The organism is Halomonas sp. McH1-25, assembly GCF_022348165.1.
Taxonomy (GTDB): domain Bacteria; phylum Pseudomonadota; class Gammaproteobacteria; order Pseudomonadales; family Halomonadaceae; genus Modicisalibacter.
On record NZ_JAKRFI010000001.1, the window covers coordinates 1068241 to 1080760 of the forward strand.

At 61.6% G+C, this 12520-nt stretch carries 14 protein-coding genes; 4 read left to right on the plus strand and 10 right to left on the minus strand.

All coding sequences use genetic code 11. The annotated features are described in order from the left end of the window. Window positions 1-5 precede the first annotated feature (5 nt). Together MHM84_RS05400 and MHM84_RS05405 are read right to left on the minus strand one after the other, a co-directional pair. A complete protein-coding gene (locus tag MHM84_RS05400) occupies window positions 6-1013 on the minus strand; it encodes a DctP family TRAP transporter solute-binding subunit (protein WP_239263320.1) in 1008 nt (335 codons plus the stop codon). A gap of 243 nt (window positions 1014-1256) precedes the next feature. Beyond that, window positions 1257-1727: a DUF192 domain-containing protein gene (locus MHM84_RS05405; RefSeq protein ID WP_239263322.1), complete on the minus strand. Its 471-nt coding sequence runs from the start codon at window positions 1725-1727 to the stop codon at window positions 1257-1259. Between the two features lie 104 nt (window positions 1728-1831). On the opposite strand from MHM84_RS05405, the gene MHM84_RS05410 reads away from it, so the two are divergent. Next, the gene (locus MHM84_RS05410; protein WP_239263324.1) at window positions 1832-2686 is read left to right on the plus strand and encodes an EamA family transporter; all 855 of its coding nucleotides are present in this window, start codon (window positions 1832-1834) and stop codon (window positions 2684-2686) included. A 45-nt stretch (window positions 2687-2731) separates the two neighbouring features. On the opposite strand, the gene MHM84_RS05415 is transcribed toward MHM84_RS05410, so the two are convergent. Then, window positions 2732-3052 carry a hypothetical protein gene (locus MHM84_RS05415; protein WP_239263326.1) on the minus strand — a complete coding sequence of 107 codons (321 nt, stop codon included), beginning with the start codon at window positions 3050-3052 and terminating at the stop codon, window positions 2732-2734. A 156-nt stretch (window positions 3053-3208) separates the two neighbouring features. Continuing rightward, the gene (locus tag MHM84_RS05420) at window positions 3209-3568 is read right to left on the minus strand and encodes a phasin family protein (RefSeq protein ID WP_239263328.1); all 360 of its coding nucleotides are present in this window, start codon (window positions 3566-3568) and stop codon (window positions 3209-3211) included. 164 nt (window positions 3569-3732) lie between these two features. Between MHM84_RS05420 and MHM84_RS05425 the strand changes: the two genes are divergently transcribed. Next, on the plus strand, window positions 3733-4680 hold the full coding sequence (locus MHM84_RS05425; protein ID WP_239263331.1) for a threonine/serine dehydratase: 948 nt from the start codon (window positions 3733-3735) through the stop codon (window positions 4678-4680). 7 nt (window positions 4681-4687) lie between these two features. Here MHM84_RS05425 and MHM84_RS05430 read toward each other — a convergent pair whose 3' ends face one another. The 6 genes from MHM84_RS05430 to MHM84_RS05455 form a co-directional block, all read right to left on the minus strand. Continuing rightward, on the minus strand, window positions 4688-5542 hold the full coding sequence (locus tag MHM84_RS05430; RefSeq protein WP_239263334.1) for an ABC transporter ATP-binding protein: 855 nt from the start codon (window positions 5540-5542) through the stop codon (window positions 4688-4690). After that, window positions 5539-6648 (minus strand): iron ABC transporter permease, encoded by a 1110-nt coding sequence (locus tag MHM84_RS05435; protein WP_239263849.1) that lies wholly within the window; start codon window positions 6646-6648, stop codon window positions 5539-5541. Before MHM84_RS05435 ends, MHM84_RS05430 begins: the two co-directional genes overlap by 4 nt. A 37-nt stretch (window positions 6649-6685) precedes the next feature. After that, on the minus strand, window positions 6686-7678 hold the full coding sequence (locus tag MHM84_RS05440) for an iron ABC transporter permease (RefSeq protein WP_239263336.1): 993 nt from the start codon (window positions 7676-7678) through the stop codon (window positions 6686-6688). Window positions 7679-7764: 86 nt separating this feature from the next. Beyond that, window positions 7765-8685, minus strand: a complete 921-nt coding sequence (locus MHM84_RS05445) for an iron-siderophore ABC transporter substrate-binding protein (protein WP_239263339.1) — start codon at window positions 8683-8685, stop codon at window positions 7765-7767. Between the two features lie 41 nt (window positions 8686-8726). After that, on the minus strand, window positions 8727-9011 hold the full coding sequence (locus MHM84_RS05450) for a DUF2218 domain-containing protein (protein WP_239263342.1): 285 nt from the start codon (window positions 9009-9011) through the stop codon (window positions 8727-8729). A gap of 53 nt (window positions 9012-9064) precedes the next feature. Then, window positions 9065-11026: a ligand-gated channel protein gene (locus MHM84_RS05455; protein ID WP_239263344.1), complete on the minus strand. Its 1962-nt coding sequence runs from the start codon at window positions 11024-11026 to the stop codon at window positions 9065-9067. Window positions 11027-11283: 257 nt separating this feature from the next. Between MHM84_RS05455 and MHM84_RS05460 the strand changes: the two genes are divergently transcribed. Together MHM84_RS05460 and MHM84_RS05465 are read left to right on the plus strand one after the other, a co-directional pair. Then, window positions 11284-12213 carry a LysR family transcriptional regulator gene (locus MHM84_RS05460; RefSeq protein ID WP_239263346.1) on the plus strand — a complete coding sequence of 310 codons (930 nt, stop codon included), beginning with the start codon at window positions 11284-11286 and terminating at the stop codon, window positions 12211-12213. A gap of 89 nt (window positions 12214-12302) precedes the next feature. Next, window positions 12303-12518, plus strand: coding sequence for a DUF1656 domain-containing protein (locus MHM84_RS05465; protein ID WP_239263348.1), 216 nt, complete (start codon window positions 12303-12305; stop codon window positions 12516-12518). Window positions 12519-12520: the final 2 nt, after the last annotated feature.

The window sequence follows — 12520 nt, forward strand, 5'->3', positions numbered from 1 at the left end:
CGAACTCAGCGGTTCTCTACCGCCTGGCGAGCCGCATCGACCAGGTCCGGGCCGATTTCCGGCGCCCAGCTCTCATAGACGCTCTGAGTGGCGTCGACGAAGGCTTGGCGCTGCGTCTCGTCAAGCTCGATGACCTCGACGCCGCGCGATTTGATGGCCTCCAGTCGCTCGTCTTTCTGATCGCGGGACATTTCGATTTCCCACTGGCCGGCGTCGACCGCCGCCTGGCGAAGCAGCTCGCGGTCTTCCTCGGGCAATTGCTGCCAGACTCGCTGATTGACGGCAAAAATCAGCGGATCGTTCATGTAGTGCCATAAGGTGAGGTACTTTTGTCCGACCTGATCGATACGCGCCACGTCGAAGACCGACAGCGGATTTTCCTGACCGTCGACGGCGCCAGTCGTCAGCGCCGGCTTGGCGTCGGCCCAGCTCATTTGGGTAGGATTGGCACCCAGCGCGGTAAAGGTATCCTGGAACAGCGGCGAGCCGACTACACGAATCTTGAGTCCGTCGAGGTCGTCCGGCGAATCGATGGGCAGCTTGGAGTTGGACAGCTCGCGGAAGCCGTTCTCCCCCCAGGCCAGCGGCACGACGCCACGCGATTCGATGGCATCGAAGACCATCTGTCCGGCGTCGCCTCCGGTAATGGCATCGACGGCCTCGGTGTCGGGCATCAAGAAAGGCAGCGAAAACAGGTTGAGTTCTGGGACCTGTGGCGACCAGTTGATGGTCGAGCCGACGGCCATGTCGATCAGCCCCTGGCGCATCGCCGAGAACTCCCGGGTCTGATCGCCACTGACCAGTTGCGAATTGGGGTAGACGCGAAGGGTGATACGCCCCTCGGAGCGCTCTTCCACCAGTTCGGCCCATTTCTCGGCGGCCTGGCCCCAGGGAAAGTCGGCGGAAAGTACGGTGGACACGGAATATTCACGTGCCTGGGCGCTCAGTGCCACACAGAATAGGGCGGCTCCCGCCAGTGTGGTGGAAAGCGCAGAGAAGCGGCGTGTCGGCATGTCGTTTGTTCCTTGCATGCAGCCGGCCGGCAATGTCGGCACGGGCATCGTTATCGGTATCGTGGGGACGCATGGAGCCGTCCCGATCGCTTGCAAGGTCCTTCGGGTACAAAGACCGTGGGTGGCCGGCTTGTGGCGCAGCCGGAACGGGAAACGCGTGATAGGCGCGAGGTGCCCCGTTCCCCTGCTATTGTAAGGGCCGCCACGCCGAAGAAAAGGCTCCGTTGGGCGAAGACGATAGCCTCAGGGCAGATCGACCCGATCGCCCACCTCGATGTCATGGGTTTCGAAGAAGCCGGCATTGACCTCCAGGGCATATTGGAAAGGCACGCCGGCCGGGTAGGTTGGGCATCGGGTGTTCACATCGTTGCCGCACGGCACCATGCTGTCGATGGCACGGATCGTCCCTTCGGACCCGATGAAGGCGATATCCAGGGGAATTTTCGTGCGGTGCATCCAGAAGCCGGTGGATGGCGATTGCCGCTGCGGGTAAACGAACAGCATGCCGGCATCGGCAGCGAGGCGATCGCGCTCCATCAGGCCGTAGGACCGCTCCTTCGCGGTACGGGCAATCTCCACGGTCAAGCGATAGGTCCGCTCGCCATTGTCGATGGTCAGGGTGCCCTCTTCCAGCGCTTCGGTCGGCGCTACCCAGGCCAATGCCAACCCCGACACGAGCACTGCCCGCCACGCTAACGTATTGATGTTTTCCATGTATTCTCTCGCTTCACGTATCGCCACGTCGACGGCCAGGGTCGCCAGGCTCCATGCCACGCTTCTATACTGTCGCCCGCCTTACCCCTGATCAAGGAAGACCTGTGCCCCTCCGAGACCTCCTGCTGGGCTTGTTCATCATCGCCATCTGGGCGCTCAACATCATCGTCATCAAGCTCGGCGTTGCCGATATGCCGCCGTTATTGCTGATGACGTTACGCTTCATGCTCGTCGCTGCCCTGATCGTGCCATTTACGCGCATCGACCGGAAGCAGTTGCCCTGGCTGCTGTTGTTATCAGTGACCTTCGGCGGGCTGCACTTTCCGCTGCTGTTCCTGGGCCTGGGCGAAGCCGAAGCCGGTACCGGCGCCCTGCTCGTCCAGATGGGCACACCTTTCGCTACCCTGTTGGCCGCAGCTTTCCTCAAGGAGCGCCTCAGTCCACGCCGCTGGCTGGGCCTGGCACTCTCCTTTGGTGGCGTCGTAGTGCTCGCCGGCGGACCATCGCTGCCTTCCCTGCTACCGACGGCCCTATTGCTGGCCAGCGCCTTTTTCTGGGCCGTCTCCAACCTGATCATCAAGGCGGCACCCGACATTCCGCCGTTGACGCTCGCAGGCTGGATCGCGCTATTCGCCATCCCCCAGGTTGGATTGGGAACGTGGTGGTTCGAAGACGCTCAATGGTTGGCGTTGTCGCGTGCCGGGTGGGCCGGCTGGGGCGCCGTGTTCTATACCGCCGTGATGTCCTCGATCGTCGCCTACGGCTTGTGGTATCGGCTATTGCAAAAACATCCGGTAAGCCGTGTCGTTCCTCTCTCGCTGCTCATGCCGGTATTCGCCGTATTGCTCGGCATGTGGCTACTCGGCGACCCGTTGGGCGTCAACAAACTGGTGGGCGGGTTGATGGTGGTTTCCGGGCTGGCGGTCATCAACATTTCTTTCAAGCGAAAGGGCGCGTAACCGTAGCCGGTCACGCGCCCCTTTTACCGACCGACGGACCGAAGCTTAACCATCGCGGCGCGTCGACTCGGCATCTTCCGCCGTATCGTCGATGTTGCGCTTCTGCTGCGTCTTGTCCTTGCTCTGGCTGCCCTTGATCGAGGCCTCCTTGAGATGCGGATTGTGACCCGGCTCGCTACGCGCCTTCGGTGACTTCTCGTCGTCCACGTTCTCGTCGGGACGATACACCGAATCGCCATCGTCTATCGGCTGCGCGGATGTCTCATCCTCGCGCCGGTCACGCTCTACCATGTGCCTGGCCTTGTCCTTCTCGTCGAGGCGCTTGCCTTCTTCGCTCGCCGTGTCCTTCCTGTTTGACTCGGACATAGTCGTCACCTCCCTTGTGTCGAACCGATGGGCGAATCCTATTGACCGTAGTTATCGCTAGAGAAGATGGCAAGCGCTTCACAACGAAAACGGGCCGCAGCCAATGCTGCGGCCCGTTAGGGTGCCAGTCGTCACTGCCCCATGGGGCGAAATGATTTACTGATTAGCTGCCTTGGAAGCCGACTTCACGTTGTCTTCGACCAGCTTCTGGCTCTTCTGCATGAAGTCACGGTTCAAGGCGACGACCTTCTCGGCATCGACCTTGAGCATGTCGCCCATATCCTTGGCCACTTTCTGCTGGCCTTCGACGTAGGAGCGGAACCCTTCGGGATCCCTGACGTTCATGAAAGCGCGCATCTGGCCCAAGCTTGCCTCAGCATAGCTCTTGGTAAACTCGAGCTGGGTATTGACCAGTTGCTCTGTGTAGTCGACGGCCAGAGAGGCATATGCCCGTGCCGGGCCGAAGAACAGGGATTCGAACTGCTGGGTCGTCTTGTCGAAATCTTTCGTTGCCATGGAAACCACCTCCATACGATGTTACAGGTAGCGAAGGTTTCTCCTTCGTTGCACTGCACAATAGCAAAACCCTTGTTGCAGTGCAACATGAGAAGCGCTGATTATTGTCCCGTCAGCTATGCTGCTTCGCTAGATCCCAGTGCTGCTAGCCGTAAGAGGTCGTCATGCTGACTATCGACGATATCCGCGATGCTCGAGCGCGTATCGCGGGTACGCTTTTCGCCACTCCCATCCTGCCCGAGAAGGAGCTCTCCTCGGCCTTGGCGCAGCGCGTTCTGCTCAAATGCGAGCTTTTCCAGCATACCGGCTCATTCAAACCGCGCGGCGGTCTCAATTGGATCTGCACCGCTAACGACGCCGAACTGCATTGCGGACTGGGAGCCGTCTCGGCGGGAAATCATGCCCTGGGTCTTGCCTGGGCCGCACAAACTGCAGACATCGACGTCACCATCGTCATGCCCGAAGGAGCCAGTGAATTCAAGGTGCAAGGTAGCCGGAAACTAGGCGCCGAGGTGATTCTGCACGGTGACATCAACGAGGCATGGGCGTTGATGCACCGACTCGTAGAAGAGCGGGGGCTGACATTGGTCCACCCTTACGACGATCTGCGCATCATCGCCGGTCAAGGGACCGTCGGGCTGGAAATTCTCGAACAGGCTCCGGAGGCTGCCACCATCGTTTGTCCGGTCGGCGGCGGCGGGTTGGTTGCAGGCATTGCCATTGCCGCCCGCGCCTTGCGCCCCGACATTCGGGTCATTGGGGTCGAACCCGAAGGCGCCGCCAGCATGCGGGCGGCCTGGACACATCAGGGTCCATACCGGCTGAATTCGGCCGAGACATGTGCGAAGAGCCTGGGAGCGGCCATCGTCGGCGAGCATACCTACACCTTGTGTCGCCAGCATGTCGACGCCCTGGTCACGGTCAGCGAAGCCGGCATCCGGCAGGCGACACGACATCTACTGACCCGAACCAAGCTGTTCGCCGAACCCGGCGCCGCCGTAGGCCTCGCCGCCCTGCTCGAGAATCGCCTGCCGGTCCCGTTGCCAGACAGCGATATCGTGGTGGTCGTTACGGGCGGCAACATGGGGCTGGACGAGCTGACAACGTTGTGACTGCAGCCTAGGTTGCGCTACCGGTCAGCGGTTCGGCGGTACGCCGCATGTTGGTGAGAATCGGGCTACCCGTGGCCGGGTCGGTCATCAGCGTACAGTCGATGCCATACAGCCGACGCACGAGATCGGCCGTCACCACCTCGCCAGGCGGCCCTTCGGCGACCACGTCGCCGGCATGCATGGCCACCAGGTGATCGGCATAGCGGCAGGCACTCACCAGATCATGCACGACCATGACGATGGTCTTGCCGCGGGCTGTCAGTTCGCGGATCAGCTCGAAAACCTCGATCTGGTGTCCCAGGTCGAGCGCCGAGGTGGGTTCGTCGAGCAGCAGCAAGGGGGTCTGCTGGGCAATCGCCATGGCGATCCAGGCGCGCTGCCGCTGGCCGCCCGACATCGCTTCCAGCGGCCGGTTGGCCAGGCTCTGCAGGTCGGCCGCCGCCAGCGCCTCGTCCACCACCTGGCGGTCCTCGGCCGACCATTGCCGCAGCCAGCCCTGATGCGGCTGACGCCCGAAACGGATCAGTTCCGCCACGGTCAGGCCTTCCGGCGCCTGGGCCTCCTGAGGCAGCAAGGCCAGGCGACGCGCCAACTCGCGCGATGGCAACTGCTGTATGTCGCGCCCATCGAGCAACACCGCACCGGCATGCGGCTTATGAAAACGCGCCAACCCGGCCAATAGTGTCGACTTGCCGCAACCGTTGGGCCCGACGATCGCCGTCACCTGACCGCGCGGCAGGTCGAGGTCCAAGCGTCTGACCACTGCCACGCGGCCATAGGACAGCTCGAGTCCTTGGGTAGCGATGACGCTCTCTTGGCGACATGCGGCAAAGCTGTCGGCGGAATGGGAAGGTCGGGTCATGTCAGGTCTCTAGAAGCAGGGCGCAGCAATATCCATAGCAGGAACGGGCCGCCGACCACGGCGGTGACGATGCCAACGGGAATCTCGATCGGCGCGAACAGCAGCCGTCCGGCAAGATCGGAGGCCACCATCATCACGGCGCCGGCCAACGCCGACCCGATCAGCGGCACGCCACGCCGGGAGGACAAGTGACGGGCGACTTCGGGGCCGATCAGGGCCACCAGCCCGATCGGACCGGCCACGGCGACGGCCAGTGCAGTCAGGCCGACCGCAAGAACCAGGGCCAGCAGGCGACATAAGCGTACGCGAATCCCCAGACCCTGGGCCACGGCATCGGAAAAACGCAACACCGCCATCGAACGCGCCAGCATTTGTGCAGCCACGATACCCAATGCCAACCCCACGCCCAGGATCGATACGGCATCTCCCGAACGCGCATTGAGACTACCCACCGTCCACGGGTAGGCCGAGTTAGCCACGTCGATCGCGACTCGGGCCAGTAGCAGCTGGGTCAACGCCCCGAATACGGCCCCGACACCGATACCGGCCACGATGAAACGATAGCCGCGTGTGCCGGCCCCTCCGGCCAGGCCGAAGGTGATCGCGGTAGCGACAGCGGCACCGGCCAGCGCCATGGGTGGCGGCGACAGACCGATCCCCAGCCCTACGACGGAAGCTACGGCAAAAGCCGTCGCCCCATTGTCGATGCCGATGATCCCCGGCGTGGCCAGTCGGTTGCGGGCCAGTGTCTGCATCAGGCAACCGGCCAGGGCGAAGGCGGCGCCGGTCAGCAGGCCGGCCGTCAGCCGCGCCAGGCGCAATTCCTGAACGACGAACACGGCCATCGCGTCACCCTGTCCCAGCAAGGCCCGGACGGCCGCCAGCGGTGAAATCAGCGCACTCCCCAGACACAACGAAAGCAGCGCGACCATGACCAGTAGACCGCCCAACAACAGATTGGCGGAAACCGCTCGCTTGTCCAGCAGCACTGCGCGGGAAGGTGAGTAAGGCAACGGCAGACGCCAGGTTCCCTCCGGCGGAGCGACCCATCGCCCGTCTCGCGAGGCGTGCATCTGCCCTTCGGCCTGTCGTGCGTCATGGGGCATAGCGGAAGACGATTTCAAATCCATGGAAACTCGACGATCATAACGTCGGCAACCGCCGGCTGCGCACGACCCAAATCAACACGGGCGCTCCGATCAATGCCGTGAGCACACCCAGCGGTAGCTCGGAGGGCTGCACCACCAAACGCGACACGATATCGGCGCCGATCACGACGAGCGGGCCTAACGGCAGGCACAGCCATAGCGTTCGGCGGATGTCGGGGCCAGCCAGGGCACGCGCGGCAAACGGCACGACCAGGCCGATAAACGCGATCGGACCGGCAACGGCCGTCGCGGCACCGACCAGCAGCGCCACGACGCCAATCGCCAGCAGGCGCACCAGCCGAGGATGATGACCGAGCCCGACGGCGACGCGTTCGCCCAGCGCCAGTGCCGCCAGCGGTCGCCCTATCGACAGCGTGACTATGCCTGCCAGCGCCAGGCTGGGCAGGATCGCCTGCAAGTCTGCCAGGCGCCGGCCTGCCAGGCTGCCCACGATCCAGAAGCGGATCTCGTCCGCAGTGCGTTGATCGATGAGCAGGATCATCGAGGTCAGCGCACCCAGCAGGCCGGACAGCACCGCCCCCGCCAGCACGAGGCGGACCGGATCGTTACCGACACCGCGCATGCGCGCTGCAGCCAGAACACAAAGGCAACCAGCCAGCGCCCCCAGTTGAGCAACCGATATTCGCAGCGTGGCCGCACTGGCACCCAGCATTAGTGCGACGGCGACGGCAAAGGCGCTCCCGGCACTGACACCCAGCAGGCCGGGCTCGGCGAGCGGATTGCGCGCCACGGCCTGGAGTAGCGCACCGGCTACCCCCAGCGCCATACCGACAGCCAGTCCAATCAGAGTACGCGGCAAGCGTAGCTCGTGAATCACGAACGCCGCTTCCTCGGCATGCTCGGCTAGCGCGCCGTCCAGCATGCCCAACAGGCTCGACAGCGAATCCAGTGCACCGATCTCACCCGCCCCGAAGAGCAGACTGAGCAGGCACACGACAGCCAGACAGGCCGACAACAGTAAAAACATCGAAGGCAGGGAAAGTCTCTCTCCCCCTGCCTCACACGTTACGCCTTGACTCAAACCCATTCCTCGCGTTTGCGGCGTGAGCGAGTCTACCGCAGCGCCTTTTCGATATCATCCAGGATCGCCTCGGCGGCCAGCGGCCCCGTTGCACTGGTCCACAGCTGACCGTCGACCGGTACCACCTGGTCGCGCTTCACCACGTCGAGACGCGCAAAGGCGGGAGACGATTTGGCGGAGGCCAGCGCTTGCTCGCCTTCTGCATTGAGCGTTGCCAGGAACAGCCAGTCGTTATCGATGCGCGACAGGTTTTCCAGACTCAGCGGATCGCTGTGCGGGCGGCCTTGCTTGACTACGCCGCCGTCGCTGACGTCGAAGCCACTGGCGGTAAGCAAGGTACTGGAGAAAATCATCGGCGACATGACCAGCGCACCTTGCGGCATCCAGCGCACCAGGCTGGCGCTTTCACGTGGATGCTGATCGCTCAGCTCGGCGGCACGCCGCTCGATGCCGGAAATCGCCTCGTCGATCTGGGATTCGCGTCCCAGTGCCTGAGCGAAGAACCGCGCTTCCTCTTTCCAGGTATCGGGCTGGTAGGGTTCGCTCGCGGGCACCAACGTCGGTGCGATACGCGACAACAACTGATATTGGTCTTCGGGCAGGCGCGGTGCCGCCAGGATCATGTCGGGGCGCTGCGCCACGACGGCTTCGATGTTTATCTCGCGGGCGGTGCCCACGATAGCGATATCCTCGACCCGATCCTGAAGGTAGCTTGCCACCCCGTCACTGCCCCGCGTCGAGACTGCCGCCAGCGGCGTCACGCCGGCCGCGAGCGCAGTGTCCAGGGCACCTTCATAGAGGGTGACGACACGCTCAGGCTGGTCGGTCACCTCGACGTCACCATAGGCGGTACTCAACGTGCGAGCATAGGCCTGGCTCAGCGTGAGGGCGCACAGACCCAACCCAACCAGCGTACCCAGCAAAGGGCGACTTGCGAAACGAAAAGCCAGCATCTCAAGACTCCTGTTAATCAAACCAAGTGCACGACACCGAATCAGCCGCGCTGCCACTCGACGACCAGCGACTCCTTGCTGGCAAAGCGCACCAGATGACTGGCGATGACGCCTTCCAGCCGCTCCAGTTCTTCTTCGCTGTCGCTATGGCCCTGCATTATCAGCTCCTCTGGCTGGGCATCGAGCACGACGGTGCCGAAGGGAAACTGGATCTCGCCGCGTTCGTCGTCGAACTGCGTCTCCGCCTTGTGGCTGAAATGACGACACAGCTTCTTGAGATTGAGCGAGGGATTGTCGGTATTGACCGTGGCTCGAGTGATTGGCATGGCATTCTCCATCGTTGCAGGAAAGCGGCAGCCGTATGGCTCCCGCGCGACGTTCAGAAATTGATGTTGAGGCCTACCCAGTAACGGCGTCCGTCCTCGACGTAGCCGTATTCTTCATACGTTACGTTCTCGTCGAAGAGGTTGTAGACGCCGACGTTCACCTTGGCCTGTTCGGTCAACTGATAACCGATGCCGGTATCGACGAAGGTGTACGATGGTGCAATCAACGCACTAGAAGATGGCCCGGTAGTCGGCTGGCTCTCCTCGCCACGATAGGTGATGCGTGCCCATGGGCTGAGTCGCTGTGTGGCCTGCCAGTCGAGGCCGGCCGTTGCCTGATGCTTGGGCAACTGTGTCAAGGGCTCGCCTTCGTACTCACCGCTTTTCTGCTCGGAGTCGGTGTAGGTGTAGCTGGCCGAGAACTCCAGCGTCTCGGTCAGCGGCGCCGAGAGCGAGAGTTCCACCCCTTGAGTCACCGCCTCGTCGACGTTAATTCTGTAGGTGGGATAAGCATCGAACTGGTTGGGCCCCGCAGTACAGATGTCGATGGGACAGGCGACACGAGTGATCTTGTCCTCGAAGTCGTTATGGAACACGGTAATGCCGCCACTTAGCCCACCACGATTGGTGTAGAGCAGGCCGAGCTCCTTGTTGAGCGAGGTTTCGGGCTCGAGATCGGGGTTGCCGTAGACATTGCCACCGCGACTGATCTGTCCCCAGTCCGCCGTGATTTCGCGCAGGTTGGGTGAACGATAGCCGGTCGATACGCCCCCTTTCAGGGTCCATTGCGGCGTAAAGTTCCAGACTCCGTATAGCCTGGGGCTGATGTGGCTACCGTAGTTTTCAGAATTATCCAGACGTATGCCACCTGTCACCGAGAAGGTATTGGTCAATAGCCATTCGTCTTCGGCAAACACGGCCCACTGATACGCATCAATATTGGTCAGGTCGTCGGAAATCTGGTTCGAGGTACTATCGTCCAGCTCTTCCTTCTCGTAGCTGGCGCCGAGCGTGACGATATGCGCGCTCAATGGCATGACCAGGCTGGTCTTGGCCGTGGTATTGGTGATTTCCATTTCACGCGATTCGTTCTCGCTCGTCTCGCGCTGGAGGTAGGTATCGGTAGTGCCGATATCCCAATGGCCAGTGTGGGTCACTGCTATATGTTCATGGGTGAACTCGTTATACGAATCCTCACAGCCACCACGGCAGCCCTCGCTTGGGGCAGAACGCCCCATGTTGGATTCACGGGTCTGCTCCGTCGCCCCACCTTCCAGGGTGAATTCGTGATTGCGGGTCGGTGTCAGCGACAGCCGCGCCGTCATGCTACGCAGGCTCTTGTCTTCATAGCCGTAGACGATGTCATCCTCGTCACGATGCTGTACCTGACCGTAGACTTCCAGGCCCAGCAGATCCTTCTTGAGCGGCCCGCTCAGATAGACGTTGGTCTGTTGGCTGTTGCCGGAATCGCCACTGTCCTGAATGACCGTGCTAGCCTGCAGGCTGCCATGCCATTCATCGGCCACCTTGCGTGTAATGATGTTGATCACACCACCAATCGCATCCGATCCGTAAAGCGTCGACATGGGGCCGCGAATGACCTCGATACGCTCGATGGCCTGTAACGGCGGCAGCCAGTCCTGCTCGAAACCAGCACTACCATTGGGTCGGGTTTCGCGTGTGGCCCGCGGCTTACCATCGACCAGAATCAACGTATATTGTGCCGGCATGCCACGGATACTGATATCCGCACCGTTGTCTCCTGCGCCCCCCCCGGTGACGATAACGCCGGGAATGCTGCGCAGCGCATCGGTCACATCATTGAAATAGCGATCTTCCAACTCTTCACGGTCGAGAACACTGATCGAGGCGGGGGCATTCTTGACCTGCTGCTCGTAGCCGCTGGCCGTGACCACGACGTCGTCGAGATCGACTTCATTCTGTGCTTGTGCCGCTGCGCTGAGGGTACCGGCAATGGCAAGTACGAGAAGTGTCTTCTGGTACTGGTTGGACATCGTTCACCCTTACTCAACTTATTTAGTATGTGTGCCAGCTTGTCACGAGTAAATGCGAATTTTTATTATTTAGATTGTTGCACACCTGCCGGTCGAAGTTCCCGAGACAAGCCGTTTCGGAATCCGCAACGCTTATTGATGGGCAGCAGAAAAGCTACTCATCAGAGAACGACAATTATTTGCATTAAGTAACGAGATTGGGCAGGATGACAGCAGCCAACCGATAGCACCGCACATACCACCAACGCAGACACCCGATGTACGACCTTGAGGACCTGACCGCCTTTGCCACGGTCATGCAGACCGGCAACCTGACTGCGAGTGCCCGCCAACTCGACGTGTCCAAATCCACTGTCAGCCGGCGAATCACCCAACTCGAGGCTCAGGTCGGCCAACCACTGCTACGTCGCCAATCCAACCGCTTGCTTCCCACCGAAGCGGGCACCCTGTTTCTTTCCTATTGCCAGCAGATCCTCAGCCTGGCCGAGCAAAGCCGACGGGTGCTGGACGATCTGAGCGGTGAAGTCAGTGGAGAAATGACTGCGCATGTGCACAGCGTCTTTGCGCGCGGCTGGTTTTCACGACGACTGGAAGAGTTTCTGGCCAGCTACCCCGAGGTCCGTCTGGAACTGCGCACCCAACTGCGTCCACCGGTCAGCCCCGATGACACTTCGCTGTGTCTGTGGCTGGGCGAGGTGGAGGAGTGCGGCCTGCGCCAGGAGACGCTGGGGCAGCTTCCCCGCGGTATCTACGCCCACCCCGACTACCTGGCAAAACATGGCACGCCACGCCATCCACGGGAGTTGAGCCAACACGCCTGGATCGATCTGTTGGGCGAAACCCAACAAGGCCTCCAGCTGCATCATGCGCATGAAGGCGTTTATGAATTCATGCCGCCATTGTCACGCCTGCGTGTCGATCAGGAATTCTTCCAGTCCGATGCCATAGCCCATGGTCAAGGATTGGGCATCTTGCCCGACTGGCTGGTGGAGCGTCGCCTGCGTGCCCACCCGGGCACCATGGTTCGTTGTCTGCACGACTGGCATCCCCCCGCTCACCCCATCGTCCTGCTCTACCCCTTCGGCCGCCTGCCTCGCAAGATGGTCAGCTTGATCGATCATCTGCGTCGTGCCGTCCCCGCCGCCTGGCGCACGTCGCCCCCTGTCGCAACTCACGTGCACGCCTGACACGACACTCTCGAGAACGACCGCTATCTTGGGTGAAGCGGAACATCCTAGGATGTCAACTCGTACCAGGACAGCAACCAAGGGGCGCCATGGGACTCAGGGAAATCGCCATCGGAGGTATCTACGTCAGCCCGCTCCTGCTATATGCCGCCCTGGGCTTTCTTCTGGCATTGTCGCTACGTACGCTGCTCTATCGGCTGATCCGTCATGACGCACCGTGGTTCGAAGCTTGGTTCGATGTTTCCCTGTTCATCATCGCCATGGCGGGTTGCGCCTTTTTCTTTTCGTTATCGATCTGGCACTGACG